This is a genomic window from Jannaschia donghaensis (genome assembly GCF_001403795.1).
Lineage (GTDB): Bacteria > Pseudomonadota > Alphaproteobacteria > Rhodobacterales > Rhodobacteraceae > Jannaschia > Jannaschia donghaensis.
In genome coordinates this window covers 445,504-462,755 of the sequence record NZ_CXSU01000012.1, presented here as the reverse complement: position 1 = coordinate 462,755, position 17,252 = coordinate 445,504, and the positions used below count along the sequence as shown (strand labels likewise).

19 protein-coding genes and 1 tRNA gene are annotated in these 17,252 nt (G+C 64.0%); 10 read left to right on the top strand and 10 right to left on the bottom strand.

Annotated elements, in window-relative coordinates; translation table 11 throughout:
- Positions 1 to 118 precede the first annotated feature (118 nt).
- Positions 119 to 475, bottom strand: coding sequence for a cupredoxin domain-containing protein (locus JDO7802_RS11540; RefSeq protein ID WP_083481134.1), 357 nt, complete (start codon positions 473 to 475; stop codon positions 119 to 121).
- Positions 476 to 613: 138 nt separating this feature from the next.
- Between JDO7802_RS11540 and JDO7802_RS11535 the strand changes: the two genes are divergently transcribed.
- Entirely contained in the window at positions 614 to 1,282 is a 669-nt protein-coding gene (locus tag JDO7802_RS11535; RefSeq protein ID WP_055085714.1) for a hypothetical protein, read from the top strand.
- A gap of 60 nt (positions 1,283 to 1,342) precedes the next feature.
- Here the strand turns inward: JDO7802_RS11535 and JDO7802_RS11530 are convergent, their stop codons facing one another.
- Both JDO7802_RS11530 and JDO7802_RS11525 read right to left on the bottom strand, forming a co-directional pair.
- Positions 1,343 to 3,160 (bottom strand): ABC-F family ATP-binding cassette domain-containing protein, encoded by a 1,818-nt coding sequence (locus JDO7802_RS11530; protein ID WP_055085712.1) that lies wholly within the window; start codon positions 3,158 to 3,160, stop codon positions 1,343 to 1,345.
- A gap of 35 nt (positions 3,161 to 3,195) precedes the next feature.
- The gene (locus JDO7802_RS11525) at positions 3,196 to 3,864 is read right to left on the bottom strand and encodes a GNAT family N-acyltransferase (RefSeq protein ID WP_055085710.1); all 669 of its coding nucleotides are present in this window, start codon (positions 3,862 to 3,864) and stop codon (positions 3,196 to 3,198) included.
- A 90-nt stretch (positions 3,865 to 3,954) separates the two neighbouring features.
- Here JDO7802_RS11525 and msrB point away from each other — a divergent pair, with 90 nt between their 5' ends.
- Positions 3,955 to 4,356, top strand: a complete 402-nt coding sequence (gene msrB / locus JDO7802_RS11520; protein WP_055085708.1) for a peptide-methionine (R)-S-oxide reductase MsrB — start codon at positions 3,955 to 3,957, stop codon at positions 4,354 to 4,356.
- Here msrB and JDO7802_RS11515 read toward each other — a convergent pair.
- Both JDO7802_RS11515 and JDO7802_RS11510 read right to left on the bottom strand, forming a co-directional pair.
- On the bottom strand, positions 4,353 to 4,865 hold the full coding sequence (locus JDO7802_RS11515) for a cupin domain-containing protein (protein ID WP_245624177.1): 513 nt from the start codon (positions 4,863 to 4,865) through the stop codon (positions 4,353 to 4,355). The genes msrB and JDO7802_RS11515 overlap by 4 nt on opposite strands.
- The gene (locus JDO7802_RS11510) at positions 4,837 to 5,289 is read right to left on the bottom strand and encodes an outer membrane protein assembly factor BamE (RefSeq protein WP_055085704.1); all 453 of its coding nucleotides are present in this window, start codon (positions 5,287 to 5,289) and stop codon (positions 4,837 to 4,839) included. The genes JDO7802_RS11515 and JDO7802_RS11510 overlap by 29 nt, the downstream gene beginning before the upstream one ends.
- Positions 5,290 to 5,418: 129 nt before the next feature.
- Here JDO7802_RS11510 and JDO7802_RS11505 point away from each other — a divergent pair, with 129 nt between their 5' ends.
- From JDO7802_RS11505 to JDO7802_RS11470, 8 genes are all read left to right on the top strand, one after another.
- Positions 5,419 to 5,958 carry a YceD family protein gene (locus tag JDO7802_RS11505; RefSeq protein ID WP_055085702.1) on the top strand — a complete coding sequence of 180 codons (540 nt, stop codon included), beginning with the start codon at positions 5,419 to 5,421 and terminating at the stop codon, positions 5,956 to 5,958.
- 190 nt (positions 5,959 to 6,148) lie between these two features.
- Positions 6,149 to 6,352, top strand: a complete 204-nt coding sequence (gene rpmF, locus JDO7802_RS11500; protein ID WP_055085700.1) for a 50S ribosomal protein L32 — start codon at positions 6,149 to 6,151, stop codon at positions 6,350 to 6,352.
- 34 nt (positions 6,353 to 6,386) lie between these two features.
- Positions 6,387 to 7,469: a phosphate acyltransferase PlsX gene (gene plsX, locus JDO7802_RS11495; RefSeq protein WP_055085698.1), complete on the top strand. Its 1,083-nt coding sequence runs from the start codon at positions 6,387 to 6,389 to the stop codon at positions 7,467 to 7,469.
- Positions 7,466 to 8,437: a beta-ketoacyl-ACP synthase III gene (locus JDO7802_RS11490; protein ID WP_055085696.1), complete on the top strand. Its 972-nt coding sequence runs from the start codon at positions 7,466 to 7,468 to the stop codon at positions 8,435 to 8,437. Before plsX ends, JDO7802_RS11490 begins: the two co-directional genes overlap by 4 nt.
- Before the next feature lie 167 nt (positions 8,438 to 8,604).
- Positions 8,605 to 8,916, top strand: a complete 312-nt coding sequence (gene ihfA, locus JDO7802_RS11485; RefSeq protein WP_055085694.1) for an integration host factor subunit alpha — start codon at positions 8,605 to 8,607, stop codon at positions 8,914 to 8,916.
- Between the two features lie 3 nt (positions 8,917 to 8,919).
- The gene (locus tag JDO7802_RS11480; protein ID WP_055085692.1) at positions 8,920 to 9,723 is read left to right on the top strand and encodes a MerR family transcriptional regulator; all 804 of its coding nucleotides are present in this window, start codon (positions 8,920 to 8,922) and stop codon (positions 9,721 to 9,723) included.
- A 58-nt stretch (positions 9,724 to 9,781) separates the two neighbouring features.
- A tRNA-Pro gene (locus tag JDO7802_RS11475) sits at positions 9,782 to 9,858 on the top strand.
- Between the two features lie 55 nt (positions 9,859 to 9,913).
- Positions 9,914 to 10,984, top strand: a complete 1,071-nt coding sequence (locus JDO7802_RS11470; RefSeq protein ID WP_055085690.1) for a 2'-deoxycytidine 5'-triphosphate deaminase — start codon at positions 9,914 to 9,916, stop codon at positions 10,982 to 10,984.
- On the opposite strand, the gene JDO7802_RS11465 is transcribed toward JDO7802_RS11470, so the two are convergent.
- The 5 genes from JDO7802_RS11465 to JDO7802_RS11445 form a co-directional block, all read right to left on the bottom strand.
- Positions 10,945 to 11,766: a heme-dependent oxidative N-demethylase family protein gene (locus tag JDO7802_RS11465; protein WP_083481133.1), complete on the bottom strand. Its 822-nt coding sequence runs from the start codon at positions 11,764 to 11,766 to the stop codon at positions 10,945 to 10,947. The genes JDO7802_RS11470 and JDO7802_RS11465 overlap by 40 nt on opposite strands.
- The gene (locus tag JDO7802_RS11460) at positions 11,763 to 13,106 is read right to left on the bottom strand and encodes a mechanosensitive ion channel family protein (RefSeq protein WP_055085688.1); all 1,344 of its coding nucleotides are present in this window, start codon (positions 13,104 to 13,106) and stop codon (positions 11,763 to 11,765) included. Before JDO7802_RS11460 ends, JDO7802_RS11465 begins: the two co-directional genes overlap by 4 nt.
- 53 nt (positions 13,107 to 13,159) lie before the next feature.
- On the bottom strand, positions 13,160 to 14,650 hold the full coding sequence (locus JDO7802_RS11455) for a phosphomannomutase/phosphoglucomutase (RefSeq protein WP_055085686.1): 1,491 nt from the start codon (positions 14,648 to 14,650) through the stop codon (positions 13,160 to 13,162).
- Positions 14,651 to 14,749: 99 nt separating this feature from the next.
- On the bottom strand, positions 14,750 to 16,300 hold the full coding sequence (locus JDO7802_RS11450; protein WP_055085684.1) for a KpsE/RkpR family capsule polysaccharide export protein: 1,551 nt from the start codon (positions 16,298 to 16,300) through the stop codon (positions 14,750 to 14,752).
- Complete coding sequence (locus JDO7802_RS11445; protein ID WP_055085682.1) at positions 16,293 to 16,946, bottom strand: ABC transporter ATP-binding protein; 654 nt, start codon at positions 16,944 to 16,946, stop codon at positions 16,293 to 16,295. The genes JDO7802_RS11450 and JDO7802_RS11445 overlap by 8 nt, the downstream gene beginning before the upstream one ends.
- Between the last annotated feature and the right edge of the window lie 306 nt (positions 16,947 to 17,252).

Genomic DNA, 17,252 nt, shown 5'->3' with positions numbered 1-17,252 from the left:
CCCCCTCGAACACCCGCCCCCACAAAACCTAACCCCCCACGAAAAAAAGGGACCGATCCCACCCGGAACCGGTCCCCAAAATACTCTTACCGACAATTGAATCGCTAAAGGCCCAGCCTCATACGACGGTCAGTACGCCCTTCATGCGCGGATGAATTTCGCAGAAGTAATCGTACCGCCCCGCCGCTCCGAATTGCAGCGTAGCGGAGGCGCCGCGCCCCAGACGTCCAGTGTCGAAGCTGCGGTTGGTGGCCGTGGCTGTGTGTGGCGCGCCGTCCCCATTCACGAAAGTGACCGTGTCGCCCGCATTGATCGTCAGCTGCGCGGGCTGAAAGGTGAAGCCCTTGATCGTCACGGTGTGCGCCTGCGCGTGACCATCGGCCTGCGCGATCCGCCCCACCGTCGTGGCGGCAAGGGCCGCGGCCCCCCCGATCAGGCTGGTCTGCAGGAACTGGCGGCGTGTTGTGGTGGACATGGAAGATCTCCTTTGTTGCGGTCTTCAACGGTTGGTCGACGCAGCCAGCGAAAGGGTTCAATTATTTCTGAACACAAAAGCTGGTCCTGCCGTCGGCATCTGCTTTCCCATGACGACAGGCCCGCCTAAGCTCTGACGATGCGCGCCCTTTTCCTCGTCTTCCTCCTCACCGCCTGCACCCGCCCGCTCACCCCTGCGGAAACGGCGCTGGTGGCCCCGCTCCACGGCCCCACCCTGAACACCGCAGCGGTGCGCCTGACCAAGGCCCCCATCGTCGGGGCCTTTCCCATCACCTACGACGCCCGTCCCCGCACCACCTGTCGCGAACGGATCGGCCCGCCGCTGACCGGGCGGATTACCGTGCCGACGGCCGGGATCGCGCTGTTCAATCGGTTGTTCCTCAGCACGCCGGTCCATCTGCCCGATTACGCCGCGCCCCTGCCCGATGGGCGGCTCGACCTGCCGGCGGCGATGTTCCTCGTCCATGAGCTGACCCATGTCTGGCAGTGGCAGAACCGCGCCGTCACGGGCTACCACCCCGCCAAGGCGTTCACCGAGCAGGTCGTCCTCGACGACCCGTACCTGTTCGATGCGGACACGGTGAAGCCCTTTCTAGACCAGGGCTACGAGGTGCAGGCGACGCTGGTGGAGGAATATCTGTGCTGCGCCACGCTCGACCCAGATGGCGGGCGCACCGACAGGCTCAAGTCGATGCTGCGGCAGGTGATGCCGGTGGCCGAGCCGCAGGATTTCGCCCGCGATGTCTGGGTGCCCTATACCGAGGATCTGCCGGGCATCTGCAGCTGAAATCCGACCGACGTCCGACGTAGATCACCCATGGATCACCCGTTGGTCACCCATGGAATTTCAGCCCGCCGCCCGCTCCTCCAAGCTCAGCCATTCTTCTTCGGCGGCATCCTTCTTGGCGTGCCGCGCCAGCAGGGCATCGGTCGCCTTCTGAAACTTCACCGGCTCCTGCGTGAAAAGATCGGGGTCCATAAGCAGCTGTTCGAGCTTCGAAATCTCCGCCTCCAACCGCGCGATTTCCTCGGGCAGCGCCTCCAGCCGGTGCCGCTCGGTGAACGACAGCACATCGCCCGCGGGCTTGGCGTCCGTTGCATCCAACACCTTCGCCGTGCCGCCCTTGGCCTTCGTCTTGACGGTCACATTCTCGATCACCCCCCGCTGATCGATCATATCCGACCACCCGCCGGGATAGGCCTGCGCCCGTCCCCCGCCGTCCATCGCGATCGTCTGCGTGGCGATCCGGTCCAGGAAGTCCCGGTCGTGCGACACAAGCAAGACCGTGCCGTCGTAATCCCCCAGAACGTCCTGAAGCAAATCGAGGGTTTCGATGTCCAGATCGTTCGTCGGTTCGTCCAGCACCAGCAGGTTCGACGGCAGCGCCATGATCCGCGCCAACAGAAGGCGCGCCTTCTCACCACCGGACAGCGATTTCACCGGGGCCTTGAACTGTTTGTCATCGAACAGAAAATCCTTGAGGTATCCGGCCACGTGCTTGGGCGTTCCGCGCACCATGACCTGATCGGATGCCCCCGAAACGCCCAGCAGCGGATCGAGCGTCAGACTGTCCCAGAGCGTCGCTTCGGGGTCCAGTTTCGCCCGCGCCTGATCGAAGACCGCGACCTCCAGATTAGTGCCCAGCTTGACTGTCCCCTCGTCCGGTTCGATCTCCCCCAGCAGCATCTTGAGAACGGTCGTCTTGCCCACGCCGTTCGGCCCGACAAAGGCGACACGGTCGCCGCGCAACACCCGCAAGTCGAAGGGTTTCAGGATGACGCGATCCCCGAACGCCTTGGCGATTCCCGTGGCCTCGATCACCTTCTTGCCGGATGATTGCCCCGCATCCAGTTCCAGCGCGGCCGTGCCGGCACGGCGGATCTGAGCAGAGCGCTCGGCGCGCAATTCACCCAAAGCGCGCACGCGGCCCTGGTTGCGCTTGCGCCGGGCGGAAATGCCTTCGACGGCCCAGCGGGCTTCGGCCTTGATCTTGCGGTCAAGCTTATGGCGCTGCTGGTCTTCTTCTTCCCAGACCTTGTCGCGCCAGACCTCAAAATGCTCGAATCCCTGCTCCGCGCGGCGTGACATGCCCCGGTCGATCCAGAGCGTCGCGCGGGTCAGGGCACGCAGGAACGCGCGGTCGTGGGAGATGAGCACGTAAGCGGTGCGCGTGGACTTCAACTCCGCCTCCAGCCAGGCGATAGCCTCGATGTCCAGATGGTTCGTCGGCTCGTCCAGCAACATCAATTCGGGCGCTTCCGCCAGCAGCTTGGCCAAGGCCGCGCGGCGGCGTTCTCCGCCCGATGCGGCGTCGGGCGATGCGTCAAGGCGCAGCTTCAAGCCTTCGGCTACGGCCTCGACCCGCCATGATTCCGAGGCGTCCATCCCCGAGATCGCGTAGTCACCCAAGGTCGCAAACCCGGAAATGTCCGGCTCCTGCTCCATGTAGCCGACGGATGTACCCGGCGACAGAACGCGCGATCCGCTGTCGGCCTCGACCAGTCCGGCCATGACTTTCATTAGGGTCGATTTGCCCGATCCGTTGCGACCCACGAGGGCGATGCGATCACCCTCCTGAACCACGAGACCCAGGTCGGAGAAGACGGGATCGCCCCCGAAGGTGAGAGAGATGTCGGAAAGCTGAAGAAGGGGTGCGCGTGCCATGCCGCGCAGTTAGGGGGCGACGCCGCCATCGTCAATCACGCCGCGTCGAGAAGTCCCGTCAGCAGACGTGCGCGCCCCGGCCGGATTGCTGCGATGGGAAGCGCCGTGAAGACGTGGAGCGTGCCCAGATCAGTATCGACGACCGCATGGTCCGACACCCCCGCCCCAAGCGCCAGGAAGGATCGCAGCAGCGGCGGAAGCGGGCCCGGAACCTGACGCAGCGGGACTGTTGCCGTTCGCGGCCGCGGTCTCCAAAGCGCCGGAGCGATATGGCCGGCCAGACGCGCCATGCCCGTGCCTGCGCGCGGAAAAGACGAACAGCCATAGAGGACAGAGACGTTTTCGGCCGTCACGACACGCGCCGTCACGGCCAAAAGCAGGCGGGGTACATCCGCGTTGCCGCACGCAGGGTCGATGCACACGCGCCCCACTTCCAGCGCCCGGGGAAAACTAGCTGCGAAAGCAGCAAGATCGTAGTGGCGGGCGGTGTATCCATGAGCGATGTCATCGCTCTGCTGCACGGTCAGACGCGCGCATGCGACGACGCTGTTTTCATCTTCGATCAGCAAATGATGTGCGTCCTGATCGAAGGCATCCGCATCGTCGGCCCCGTTTCGAAAGACACGCGACCTCAGCTTCATTGCTGCATCCGCAGCCGCCCGGGAGACAAGCCGCGCGCGCCAGCGTCCGACCGTGAACTCCATCTGCCCTCCGCCGCCCTTGGCGCGCGGGGATCGCGGGCCTAGATGAAGTGTCGCACCGCCGTTTCGCGGTGTCCACGCAAAGGGATGTTCATGGACAAGGTCATAAAATCGGACGCCGAATGGCGCGAGCAACTTGGCCCCGAGGCCTTCAAGGTGTTGCGCGGCCATGGAACGGAACGCGCCGGCACGCACGAGGATTTCCCCAAGGACGCCGGCACCTACCGCTGCAAGGGGTGCGGCGCGCCGCTGTTCGATCAGGCCCATAAGTTCGAAAGCGGGACGGGATGGCCGTCGTTCTGGCAGCCGGTCGATGGCGTGCAATCGGACACGGTAGAGGAGAGCGTCGACAACAGCTGGTTCATGAAGCGGACGGAAGTGCATTGCGCCCGGTGCGACGGCCATCTGGGCCACGTTTTTCCGGACGGGCCGCAGCCGACGGGCCTGCGGTACTGCATCAACGGCGTCGCGCTGGAGTTCGAGAGCGAGGACTAGGTCTTTCGACCGGCCCCGCCCGTGCCCGCAATGTCGGCATGGTCCACCAGATCCCACGGCTGGCCGGCGTTGCGATAGAGGCGCTTGCCCAGCCTGGGATAGTCGCCCACGTCGTGCGCCAGACGCTGACCGATAACCAGAAGGCGCAGGGGGCCTTCGCCGGTGTTTTCGATCGAATGGGCCGCGCCGCCCGCACGGTATCCCAGGAAGTCGCCCGGCCCGATCGCCTCTGACGCGTCGCCAATATGCGCGGTGCCCTGCCCATCCAGCACGTAGACGGCTTCGTCTTCGAAGTGATGCACATGGTGTTCGGTCGACAAATCGCCTGGTGCTACGTCGATCAGGTGGACCCCAAGACCGCTCAGGTCAGTGGCGTCGCCCAGCGATCGGTTTTCGCGCCGGGCCCGCGGGTTCAGGAAATGTATCTTAGCCAAACCTTCCATCGCCGCGATGTCGGCGGCGCGCAGAAGATACGGCGCATCATCCATCGGCGAGCGTTTCGCCCACATCGATACGACCGAAGTTGCGAATGATCTGCTGGACCAGCCCGTAATCCCGGATCGACGTTTCGGTCACGCGACGAGACAGGGTGACCACGCGCCCCCGTTCCAGCCCGAAGCGTTCGACGTTCGTCACCGTGCCATTGTCTGCAAAGCTGACGGCGACAAGCTCCCGCTTCTCGAATTCGGGCGCGCGGTAGGCATAGTGGCGGACCCGGCTCTGGACATAATACCATGCGTCGTCACGCTCGACCCCGTTCGTGGCGGGGCGACCGATGCTTGTCGCCACGGTATCGCGGGTGTCAACGCCGACGACCACGTCCTGCAGCGCAAGCGCATCGGGGACATAGCCGTGATTGCGATAGGTGGCTGCGCAGGCAGACAGCCCCACGACGAACAGGAGCGACACAAGCCCCTTACCGAGTCCCGACATCCTCTGCTCCCTCCGCCAATCTAGCGTCGCGGCCCCGTTGCCCGGACCTTGCGTTCGGATTATGGCTTACCCGTCCCCGCCCGGTGCATCAAGGGTGGGCTCCCTGCTCCGAAGACGGTGGTCCCGCCCATGAAACCCATCCTGTCCCATCCCGTGCGCTTCGCCGATCTGCCGCAGCGCAAGCCGACCGTCGTTCGCCTGGTGCCCGATGCCGGCGCGCTCGAAGATCTGGCCGACCGTCTGGGCGTCGATGCGTTCCGCAAGGTGCGGCTGGATCTGGAACTGACGCCCGGTCCGGGCCGTGACTGGACCCTGTCGGGCAAATTGGGTGCGACGGTGGTGCAGCCTTGCCGCGTGACGACCGATCCCGTCACTACACGGATCGAAGATGCGGTCGCCCGCCATTATACCCCCGACCTTCAGACCCCCGAAGGCGAGGAGGTGGAGATGGATGACGACACGCTGGAGCCACTGCCCTCGGTCCTCGATCTCGGCGAGGTGCTGGAAGAAGCGCTGGCGCTCGCCATTCCGGAGTTTCCGCGCAGCAAGGCCGCGGACGACCTGAACATGACCGCCGCGCCCGAAGGGGCCCAGCCGCTGACGGACGAAGCCATAAAGCCCTTCGCCGGTCTGGCGGCCCTGCGCGCGAAGATGGATGGCGACGACTGACCCGACCGGGCATGTGGCTGTTTGCATTTCCCTTGCATCCGGAGGGAATCGCGGTATGACGCCCGCTCCTGCCCGGAAACGGTGGGGAAACCGCTGGACCCGAAAGGCGATTGCCACTAGGGACCGCACACGAGATTCACGCAGGACCGAGGGCGCATGTCGCCCATCCGAGAAAGACCGAGGTTGAGCCATGGCCGTTCCCCAGAACAAGATCACCAAGTCGCGCCGTAACAATCGCCGCTCGCACGATTTTCTCGTGCCCGGCAATCCGGCGGAATGCCCGAATTGCGGCGAGTTGAAGCGCCCGCACCACGTCTGTGGGGCCTGTGGCCACTATGCGGATCGCGAAGTCGTCGCCGCAGAAGTCGTCGATCTGGATGACGACGTCGCCTGATTGGCGATGATCGCGCGAAGGAAGGGGGCCCTTCATGTCGGACAAGACCGACTCGGCCCCCGTTCCGTCCAAAGACGCTGCAGGCGTCCTCTCCATTGACGCGATGGGCGGTGACCTTGGCCCAGAAGCCGTGGTCGCCGGACTTGCCCGTGCCGTCAAATCCATTCCCGCAATCAGGTTCATCGTCCACGGCGACAAGCCGGTCCTCGACGCGCTGATCGCCAAGCGACGGGGCCTTTCGGACCATTGTACGGTACGCCATGCGGCGGATGTCGTGGCGATGACCGATAAGCCAAGCCAGGTTCTCCGGACCGGCAAGGACACCTCCATGTGGTCCGCCGTGGAAGCCGTGAAATCGGGTGAGGCTACGGTGTGTGTCAGTTGCGGCAACACCGGCGCGCTGATGGCTGTCAGCATGATCCGCCTGCGCAAGCTGCCGGGCGTGAACCGCCCCGCCATCGCGATTTTATGGCCGTCGCGGAACCCGTCCGGCTTCAACGTGATGCTGGATGTCGGCGCAGACATCCGCGCTGATGCCGATGATCTGGTGCAATACGCCCTCATGGGCACCTCTTACGCCCGCAACGGCCTTGGTCTGGATCGACCGCGCGTCGGTTTGCTCAACGTCGGCACCGAGGAGAACAAGGGTCGGACCGAGTTGAAGGAGGCCCATGACAAGATCGAGACGGTCGCCGCCGACAACGGGTTCGATTTCGTGGGTTTCGTCGAAGGCGGCGACATTCCCGGCGACCGCGTGGACGTCATCGTCACCGACGGGTTTACCGGCAACGTGGCCCTGAAGACCGGCGAAGGCACCGCGCGGTTCGTTCGCGACATGCTGGGCGAAGCGTTCCGCGCCACGCCTCTGTCCAAGATCGCCGCCCTGCTGGCGATGAATTCGCTCAAGCGTCTATCCAAGCGTATCGATCCACGCCGGGTCAACGGCGGGGTGTTCCTCGGCCTGAACGGCACGGTGGTCAAATCCCACGGGTCGGCGGACGAAATGGGCGTCGCCGCCGCCGTCCAATTGGCGTGGAGCCTTTCGGAATCGGGCTTCAGCGACCGGCTTCGTGCCCGCGTCGCTGCAGCCACCGCCAGTCTGGAGAAGGCCGAATGATCCGGGCGCAGGTCCGCGGCATCGGGCACTACCTGCCCGAACGTGTGGTCGACAACGATTGGTTCACCACTTTCCTCGATACATCCGACGAATGGATCAGGTCTCGCTCCGGGATCGAGCGACGCCACTTCGCAGCCCCCGGCCAGACGACCTCCGACCTGGCCATCCATGCGGCGCGCGCCGCGCTCGACGACGCAGGCATGGCCGCCGACGACATCGACGCGATCGTGCTGGCCACGTCCACACCTGACCTGACATTTCCGGCCACGGCGACCATTGTTCAGGCGGGCCTTGGCATGACACGGGGGTTCGCTTTCGACGTGCAGGCCGTCTGCGCGGGCTTCATCTATGCGCTGGCAAACGCGAATGCGCTGATCCTGTCTGGTCAGGCGAAGCGCGTTCTGGTCATCGGGGCGGAAACCTTCAGCCGGATCATGAACTGGGATGACCGCGGCACCTGCGTTCTGTTCGGCGACGGTGCCGGGGCCCTGGTGCTGGAGGCGGCGGAAGGCGACGGGACGAACGCCGACCGCGGCATCCTGGCGACCGATCTGCACTCCGACGGGCGCTTCCGCGATATCCTGCAGGTGTCGGGCGGCGTATCGTCGTCGCAGACCACGGGCCACCTGATGATGGCGGGCAAGGAAGTGTTCCGTCATGCGGTGGAAAAACTGGCCAAATCGACCGTCGACGTCATGGCTAAGGCCGGCGTGACGGCCGACGATATCGACCGTGTCATACCTCATCAGGCGAATGTTCGGATCATCACGGGCACGGCCCGCAAGCTGTCCCTGCCGATGGAAAAGGTCGTCGTCACCGTGCAGGATCACGGCAACACGTCTGCCGCATCGATTCCCCTCGCCATGTCGGTCGCGCGTCGCACCGATCGCCTGCACGACGGCGAACTGGTCGTGACCGAGGCGATTGGCGGCGGGCTATCCTGGGGTGCAGTGCTTCTGCGTTGGTGAAGGACGGGCCGTAAGTTACGGACCCAAAAGGACCTTTCCGACGCCTGCAGATCGGCGGGCAACCGCATGAACTTCGCAGTGCAAGTACCTGTCATTGACTTGTTTTCCTCTGTCCCCCAAACCTTTGGCACCCTGCATGTAAACGACCTTATCGAAACGAGTTCATTATGACCGACAAGACGCTGACACGCATGGATCTGAGCGAGGCGGTGTTCCGCAATGTGGGCCTCAGCAGAAACGAAAGTGCCACTCTGGTCGGCCAGGTTCTGCAGCACGTCTCCGACTCCTTGGTCGAGGGGGAGCAGGTAAAGGTCTCGGGCTTCGGCACCTTTTCGACACGTGACAAGTCGGCGCGCATCGGCCGCAACCCCAAGACCGGGGAAGAAGCGCCAATCCCGCCGCGCCGCGTCCTGACGTTTCGCCCGTCGCACCTGATGAAGGATCGCGTCGCGGCTGGAAACGCCGCCAAGAAAGGCTGATCTTTGCCAGGTACGGAAAAATCCGACGGAGCGTTCCGCACCATTCGCGAGGTTGCGGACTGGTTGGCTGTGCCGACGCATGTCCTGCGCTTCTGGGAATCGAAATTCGATCAGATTGCGCCCGTCAAAGGCGCGGGTGGACGACGCTACTACCGCCCCGACGACATGAAGCTGCTGGGGGGGATCAAGGTGATGCTTCACGATCAGGGGCTGACCGTACGGGGCGTGGGACAGAAGATCGACGACGACGGAATTGATGCCGTCATGGCATTGTCCCCTGATCTCGACGTCGCAGAGTCGCCACCGCAAAAGACCCGGCGGGTGATCCGTCCTGGCGACGAGGAGGAAAAGGGTCAGGTCGTGTCGTTCGACCGCGCGGCCGATCCCGCAGCGGATGCCCCGAATCGTCCCGAAACGCCCGTGAAGCAGTCACCGACAGCCGTGAAACCGGCACCGCCCAAGACACCGGCACAGCCGGATGCGCCCGGCGCGGATGCCGACCCGCCCCAGCCCACCGATGTGCGCATGCCGCCGCAGCCGGTGGACGACGACCGGACCATGTCGCCGGCCCCGCCGCCCCAGCCAGAGCCGCAGATCGAAGCACCCGCCGCACCGGGATCGGACCCGACGCCCGTGCCCACGAACGAGCGGGGCGTGGAAGCTGCGGACGTCCCTGCCCCCGCCGTTTCGGCGCTGCCGGTGTTGGATGCCGCGCAGAAGCGCCGCCTGCGCCGCATCGTGCGCAAGTTGCGCGACCTGATCGCGGAGGTCGAGGACGAGCTGGCCGAGGGTGGTTCGCAGGGATGACGCCGTCGCCGCTTTCGGCTTGCACCCGTGTTCAGAAACCGTATGAAGGCGCTCAAGTCGGGCTATGGCGCAGCCTGGTAGCGCGTCCGTCTGGGGGACGGAAGGTCGCAGGTTCGAGTCCTGCTAGCCCGACCAAATCGCAACGCTCCGCCCCTTTTGGGGTGGGGCGTTTCGCTTATCTGGGGGCCACATGATCACACCGCCCGGCGTTCTTGCCAGTCAACAGATCGATGCCATGATCGCGTCCGGCACCATCGTCGCGCCACCCTTGGTCGATGGCCAGGTGCAGCCCGCCAGCCTTGACCTTCGGCTGGGCGATGTCGCCTACCGCGTGCGCGCATCGTTCCTGCCCGGCAAGGGCCGCACATTGGAAGATCGGCTGCCCGAATTCGAAATGCACCGCGTCGATCTTGCCGGCGGGGCGGTGCTGGAGAAGGGCTGCGTCTATCTCGTGCCCTTGCAGGAACGTCTCGCGTTGCCCGCAGGGTTATCTGCTGTTGCCAATGCGAAATCCTCGACAGGGCGGCTCGACCTTTTGACCCGCACGGTGACCGACGGCGGGACCGAATTCGACCGCATCCCCGACGGCTATGACGGCCCGCTCTTTGCCGAGATCTGTCCGCGCAGTTTTTCCGTCCTGGTCCGTCCCGGCATGCGTCTCAACCAGATTCGCTTCCGCAACGGAGACGCGGTCCTGTCCGACGCGGCCCTGCGCGCATTGCACGCGGAAATGCCGCTGGTCGACGGCACCCCGATGATCGACGACGGCCTGGGGTTCAGCGTCGATCTGACGCCTGGCGACCGTGACCTGGTGGGATGGCGTGCCAAGCCGCACACCGGCGTGATCGACCTGGATCGTTTGGCGCACTACGATCCGGCCGAGTATTGGGAGGCGATCCGCACCCGCCGGCGCAGCATCATCCTCGATCCGGGCGCGTTCTACATCCTCGTCAGCCGGGAGGCCGTGACGATCCCCCCAGAATATGCCGCCGAAATGGCCCCATACCTTGCCATGGTCGGTGAATTTCGAGTGCATTATGCCGGGTTCTTCGACCCCGGGTTCGGCCACGGCACGCCCGCGCGCGGCGTGCTGGAGGTCCGATGCCACGAGGCACCCTTCGTGTTGGAGGACGGCCAGGTCGTCGGACGGCTGGTCTATGAACGGATGTCGCAAGTACCGGCCCGGCTTTACGGGCAGGGTATCGCGTCGAATTATCAGGGTCAGGGACTGAAACTGTCCAAACACTTCGCCGCGCCCTGATCGGCGAAGACGACGGGACAGGACGCATATTGCCGGGCTGTCAGGCTTTGTGGCGTGACGACATAGGTATGCACGGCAAAGGCGATCGCGTCGCTGTGCGGCAGGCGCAGCACCGTATGGCGTTCGCACCGCAGATACCGCGCGGGAACTTCGCGCTTGGGCGCGGCCTCCATGCGCGGCTGGTGCAGGTCAGCATCGGCATATCCCAGAGCATTCGCCCGCCAAATCGCACGGCCCTGGGGCACCCGGTCGAACAACCGCTGCACGCGGCGACCGATGTCCGTATTGTAGTTCGGAACCGGCGCGTGGATCCGCGTCAGCGGTCGGCCTATCTTCTCTGTCAAGGTCCAGGACGCGGGAAAACACAGCAGTCCCGCGATCAGAACATGCTCGGCGTTGCGCCTCTCCAGGATCAAGAAGTCTTCCTGCACCATCCCGGCCAGCGCCGCAAAGGGCGCTTGTTTGGTGGTCACAGAGCGCCCATCCGGACAGATGACAGTGTCGTGGTACCGCCTGAATCCGGCCGGTAAGTTTGTCAGCACATGGTCAAGCAATTCGATCTGAAGATCGTCGGTCCCCGCCTCCCCACCGATTACCTGATCGCGGGCCGTTGCGAGCAACCGCGTACGTTCGCGCATCTGCGGCGCATAGGCATCGTCCACGACGATCCACGGCCCTTCGACCGGCGTCATGCCAGGCATTCGCGACAGGGCCGGATCGTCCCAAGGCGTGAACGGCAATCGCGATTGCAGGATCGGCGCGCCCTGCCCCGCAAGGGTCATTCCCGCGGGGCCACGTGGCTCAGCAAATCGTCGTCGCCGTCAGTGCGCCGCTCGTCGTCGACCATCCGCTCGATCGTGCGGTCCGCGGCAACCTCCTCCGCATCCAGGGGCGACGGCTCCGGCTGGGCCTCGGCCTCCGTCGCGACCAGTCCTTCGGGGCGGTTCTTGGCATCGGGCAGATCGACCACCGGAAGCCCCCCGCCGGAAAGGTTTAGACGATACGTTGGCTCGGGCAATCCGATGTCCGCGCGGGTCAGTGCCGCCATCACCATGCGCACCGCCTCCCCGCGTGCCATCAGGTAGTTCGTCGTCCGCTGGTTAAGCCAGCCGTAGAATTCCATCGACACCGTGCTGTCACCCGAGTCGGCGATCCAGACCTGCGGCGGCGGATCGCTCAGGACGAAGTCGAGCGACGCCAGCGTATCCAGACCGATGCGCTTGGCCTGGGCCAGATCGTCGTTGGGATCGATGCCCAGGGTAAAGCCGAAACGACGCTCCGCGTTGCGGGTATAGTTGATGATCTTGGCCTTGAAGACGAAGCTGTTGGGCAGGCGCACATGGTTGCCATCCGGGTCCAGCAGAATCGTCGCGCGACTGGTCAGGCGAATGACCGACCCCATGGACCCTTCGATATCCACGATATCGTTCGGACGGAACGGTTGGCGCAATGACAGCATGACGGACGCGATGAAATTTTCGACCGTGTCGCGCACGGCGAAACCGACAGCCAGACCGACGATGCCAGCAGCCCCCAGCAGGCCTGTCAGGATCGCCGTCGCATTCAAGATGTCCAGGGCCACGACGATACCCGCCAAGACGAAAACCAGTCGCAGGATGATACGGTAGACATCACCGATGAACGCATTTGGAGCCAGTTTGCGCCAAGGCCAATCCCACCGTGCCAGGACCACGCCGAGAAACATGACGAGGACGCCGACAAGAACCGCGATCGTCAGCAGCGGCAGGTAGTTGAGGAACTGTCGCCCCCGCTCCGCGAACCGGTCGGCCACGGGGTCGAGACGGCGCGCAACGTCCGTATTTTCGCTAACGTCGTTCTCGATCGCGACGACACCGTCGACGCGGGCGGCCAATTCGTCCAGCCGGGGTATGTTTTCCGGGTCCAGCACGTCGCCCGAGAAGGTGACGATACCTTCGCGGACATCGACCGTTACATCGCCATATCCGTCGAGCGCGGCGATGATCCCCTCGATACGGTCTTCGATGGCGGCGTCGCCGCGGCTGTCCTGCGTGGTCGAGATGCTGCCAGACGGCTGTGCCGCGTCTTGCGCGGTGGCAGGGCCAACAGCGAATGCGAGGAGGAGAAGAATTGCGCGTATCATCCGAACACTCTTGGGTTTTGCGGCGCGCAGGTTCAAGCCCCGGACCGCAGCGATCAGAACGACTGGTCGTAGGCCCCGACGCCGGGCTCCAACCGGATGATCGCGTCCAGATCGGCAAAAATTGCCCGCAGCTCCGCCTCAGATGCGGGACTTTCGCAGACCACGACCAGGTTCGGCGTGTTGGAAGACGCGCGGACAAGACCCCATCCTCCGTTTTCGAGCACCACGCGCGCGCCGTTGACGGTGATGACGTCCACGATCCTCTGGCCGCCCAGACAATTCCTGCCTTTCATCGTAACGATCCGATCAACGATCCGGCGGAGCGTGTCGTATTTCTCCTCGTCTGCGCAGAACGGGGAAAGTGTTGGAGTGTTCCAGACTTTGGGCAGCGCGCGGCGCAGATCGGCCATCGTCAAATCCGGATTGCGGTCCATCATCTTGCAGACTTCGACCGCAACCCGCATGCCACAGTCGTAGCCGCGCCCGATCGGACCTGCGAAGATGTAATGCCCAGACTTTTCGAACCCGGCCAACGCGCCCATCGCCTGCACCCGTCGCTTCATGTGGCTGTGACCCGTTTTCCAGTAATCTGCGACGGCCCCATTGGCACGCAGCACAGGATCCGAGGCGAACAGGCCCGTCGACTTCACGTCGGCCACGAACGTCGCGTTCGGATGCGACTTGGACAGATCTCGGGCGAGAATGACGCCCATGATATCAGCGAAAATCTCCTCGCCTTCATCGTCCACGACGCCGCATCGGTCGCCGTCGCCATCAAAGCCGAGCGCTAGATCGGCCCCCGATGATCGGACGCTGGCCGCCATGTCATGCAGCATTTCCATTGCCTCGGGGTTCGGATTGTAGTGCGGGAACGTATAATCGAGATCGATATGGCTGGGCACGACGTCCACCCCGATGCGGCGCAGAACCTCTGGCGCAAAGGCGGCTGCGGTGCCGTTGCCAGTCGCGCAGACGATGCGAAGCTTGCGCGTCATACGGAAATCCCCGACCAGATCGTCAATGTAAGCTTCCATTACGCCGTCGACACGTTCCCACTTACCCCCATCACGGGCTTGTCCCTTGTCGTTCAAAACGATGTCGCGCAGGTCTGCCATGTCATCGGGGCCGTGGGTCAACGGACGCTCGAACCCCACCTTCACACCGGTCCAGCCGTTCGGATTGTGGGAGGCGGTAACCATGGCGACGGCGGGCGCATCGAGATGGAACTGCGCGAAATACGCCATGGGCGACAAGGCCGGCCCGATGTCCTGCACATCAATACCCGCCTGTACCAGACCCAGCGTCAGGGCATTCTTGATGGCGACGGAATAGTCGCGGTAGTCATTGCCCACAACGATACGCCGCGCGACCCCGCGGCGGATCATCTGGGTCCCAAGCCCCAAGCCCAGTGCGGTCACCCCCGGCAAGTTGATGTCTTCGGGATATTTCCAGCGCGCGTCGTATTCGCGAAATCCGCTGGGCGCGATCATCGGGTCCCGCAAGAAAGCCCAGGTGTTCGGGCGGACGTCGGCGATCGGCTTCATCCTGCCCTCACTATCAGACCGCGTTGGGGTAGTGGCTCACGGTCAGATCCCCGTTGCAGGATCTGCGCGTCGGACCGGTATCGCCGCGAGCCGATCCCATTAGCCGGAGACCTGTTCCTTCAGGATGGCCGCCGTCAGCGACACCATCAGATAGATCCCAGCGAAGATGAGGAAGGCCAGAACGGTATTTTCGAAACTGCGGGGATACGTCGCCTCATCCGGGGGGATGGGGGGCACCGGCGTGGAAAGATAGCGGACCTGTCGGTTCGCCTCGATCCGGGCCAGCTCAAGCTGTTGCGCGGCCTGCTGCAACAAAAGCTGCCGGGTGACGAGTTCCTGCTGCGCGACCTCAAGTTCGGCAGTGGCGCGGGCAAGATTTCCATCACCAGAGTCGGTACCCGTCAGACTAGCGCGCAGACCATCGAGCTCCGCTTCCAACCGTGCGATATTCGCCTCGGTCACCTCGACGCGGGTCTGTTGCGGTCGCGGGTTAGATAGCAATTGCTCCAACCGCGCCTGCTCGGCGCGTTTCTCCGTCTCGATCGCACCGATCTGGCTGTAGATGAGCGACTCCTCGGCGATGGCCGATCCGACGCCAACACGCTCCTTGAGGTCCACACTGCGGGCCTGCGCCTCCAGCATCCGCTGCTCGGCGGCAGCGAAACTTTCCATCGCGCCCTCCATCTGATCGGCGCGCAGGCGTGCGGTCAGTTGATCCACTTGTTCCTCGGCATAGTCGATCAGGGCCTGGCTGAAACTGGCGGAAACGGCCGGGTCGGCGGCCACGACCTCCATCTTGATGACCCCTTCGGTCGGGTCGTACCCGATCTCTACCATCCGCTTGTAGAGTTTATACGCGTCGTCGCGCGATGCCTGGGGGTCGAGGCGTTGAAGCGGGTCGATCGTCGGATTGGCGAAATGGCCGGTGAAGCCCAGATCGTCGTCCAGCCGGTTCAACGCGTCGCGCGACAGAAGATAGGATTGCACCGAGATCGAATCCTGCTGCGTCGCCAGCCCCGTTCCCGAAAACAGCCCGCCCAGCCCGGTCGCCCCGGCCGAAGCGGCATCCGCCTGCTGGATGATAAATTCGGATTTGGTCGCGAACATCGGCGTGGCGATCGCATAGTAGTAGATCGCGGCGATCAGGGTCGGCAGACCGACGAAGAACGACAGGCGCGTGACCAGCAGAGCCAAGCGGCGCCGCCGGCGTTTGGCGATGTCGCGCTGAATTTTCATGATCTCGCCCGCGCGGTGATCGGCGTCGATCGTTACGGGCGTGGCCGGCGCGGGCGGTGGGGCTTGTCGGCTGACGGCGGGCACCTGCGGATCGCCGTCTTTGCCGATCTGCCCGGGCACCAGTTGCAGCATGTTCGACCGCTCAAACGGATCGATACCGCGCTGGCGCAACGCCTCCACCGCCTCTAGATCGGTCTTCACCTTGATCCCGTGCTTCTGGGCGATGCGCCGCGCCATGCGCAGCTGGCGTCCCGTCGGGGCCGGAGCGTCGCCCTGCGGCATCGGCGCGGTATCGTTCGCAGCGGCCACAATGGGCGGCGTGTCGACGGCACTTGGGCCGGATGTGGGTGCCGCGGCTCCGGGCCGGTTAAAGCCACCGTCGGGATGGGTGCGGAATTTCAGCGCCTTAGGCATCGTATTCGTAAAGCCTCCGCGCTTCTTCCAAGGTGTCGAACTGATAAATGCGCCCGTCGCGCAGGACGGCCGCCGAACTGGCGAAGCGTTCCAGAATCTGGGGCTGGTGGCTGACGATGACGACCGTCGCTTCCTGCAAGCGGTCGCGCAGCAGAGAGCCCGCCTTGCGGTTGAACTCCGCATCCGTGGTGGAGGGCATACCCTCATCGATGAGGTATATGTCGAATTCCAACGCCAGCATCAGCGAAAAGCTGAACCGCGCCTTCATCCCCGAGCTGTAGGTGCCGACCGGCATGTCGAAATATTCCTCGATCCCGCAAAGATAGCGACAGAAAGCCTCAACATAGTCGGGGTCGAGGCCGTACAGCGTGGCGATGTATCGCGCGTTTTCCGTCGCGGTGTTCTTGGGAATGACGCCCCCCATGAACCCCAGCGGGAAGGAAACGCGACTAGTACGTCGGATCGATCCCTCGTCGGGTTTTTCCAAACCGGCCATCATGTTGATGATCGTCGTCTTGCCAGTGCCGTTGGGTGCGAGGATCCCCATCGAGCGTCCCTTTTCGATCCGGAAAGACGCGCGATCAAGGATCACCTTGCGCTGCTTACCCGTCCAGAAGGACTTCGATACGTTCTCGAACTCGATCATTTGACCTGTCGGCCCCCGAATCGTTTCACAGACCATTGCACCCGATGTGGGAACTATTGGTTAATTTCTAACTGCCCAATCGGTCCATAATAAGGTCACCCGTGCGAGTCCTGCCGTCCGAGACCCCGGTCATCGCAAAACCAGGGCCAAAATATCAGACTTCGCGCTTTTGCACCTTCGTCAGCTTGCCGGCCAACAGGCTGATCCCGGCGGCCGCGAAACTCAGCAGAGCGCCCATCTTGGCCGCGTCCTGCACAGGACCCGGTTCGAAGGCGACCGAGGCGACGAAGAGCGATACCGTGAAGC

Coding starts and splice junctions, on each gene's coding strand:
- JDO7802_RS11535 (WP_055085714.1), top strand. CDS start 614: ATGCGCGCCCTTTTCCTCGTCTTCCTCCTCACCGCCTGCACCCGCCCG.
- rpmF (WP_055085700.1), top strand. CDS start 6,149: ATGGCCGTTCCCCAGAACAAGATCACCAAGTCGCGCCGTAACAATCGC.
- JDO7802_RS11530 (WP_055085712.1), bottom strand. CDS start 3,160: ATGGCACGCGCACCCCTTCTTCAGCTTTCCGACATCTCTCTCACCTTC.
- JDO7802_RS11470 (WP_055085690.1), top strand. CDS start 9,914: ATGATCACACCGCCCGGCGTTCTTGCCAGTCAACAGATCGATGCCATG.
- JDO7802_RS11460 (WP_055085688.1), bottom strand. CDS start 13,106: ATGATACGCGCAATTCTTCTCCTCCTCGCATTCGCTGTTGGCCCTGCC.
- JDO7802_RS11525 (WP_055085710.1), bottom strand. CDS start 3,864: ATGGAGTTCACGGTCGGACGCTGGCGCGCGCGGCTTGTCTCCCGGGCG.
- ihfA (WP_055085694.1), top strand. CDS start 8,605: ATGACCGACAAGACGCTGACACGCATGGATCTGAGCGAGGCGGTGTTC.
- msrB (WP_055085708.1), top strand. CDS start 3,955: ATGGACAAGGTCATAAAATCGGACGCCGAATGGCGCGAGCAACTTGGC.
- JDO7802_RS11445 (WP_055085682.1), bottom strand. CDS start 16,946: ATGATCGAGTTCGAGAACGTATCGAAGTCCTTCTGGACGGGTAAGCAG.
- JDO7802_RS11455 (WP_055085686.1), bottom strand. CDS start 14,650: ATGAAGCCGATCGCCGACGTCCGCCCGAACACCTGGGCTTTCTTGCGG.
- JDO7802_RS11450 (WP_055085684.1), bottom strand. CDS start 16,300: ATGCCTAAGGCGCTGAAATTCCGCACCCATCCCGACGGTGGCTTTAAC.
- JDO7802_RS11490 (WP_055085696.1), top strand. CDS start 7,466: ATGATCCGGGCGCAGGTCCGCGGCATCGGGCACTACCTGCCCGAACGT.
- JDO7802_RS11505 (WP_055085702.1), top strand. CDS start 5,419: ATGAAACCCATCCTGTCCCATCCCGTGCGCTTCGCCGATCTGCCGCAG.
- JDO7802_RS11515 (WP_245624177.1), bottom strand. CDS start 4,865: ATGTGGGCGAAACGCTCGCCGATGGATGATGCGCCGTATCTTCTGCGC.
- JDO7802_RS11540 (WP_083481134.1), bottom strand. CDS start 475: ATGTCCACCACAACACGCCGCCAGTTCCTGCAGACCAGCCTGATCGGG.
- JDO7802_RS11510 (WP_055085704.1), bottom strand. CDS start 5,289: ATGTCGGGACTCGGTAAGGGGCTTGTGTCGCTCCTGTTCGTCGTGGGG.
- JDO7802_RS11465 (WP_083481133.1), bottom strand. CDS start 11,766: ATGACCCTTGCGGGGCAGGGCGCGCCGATCCTGCAATCGCGATTGCCG.
- plsX (WP_055085698.1), top strand. CDS start 6,387: ATGTCGGACAAGACCGACTCGGCCCCCGTTCCGTCCAAAGACGCTGCA.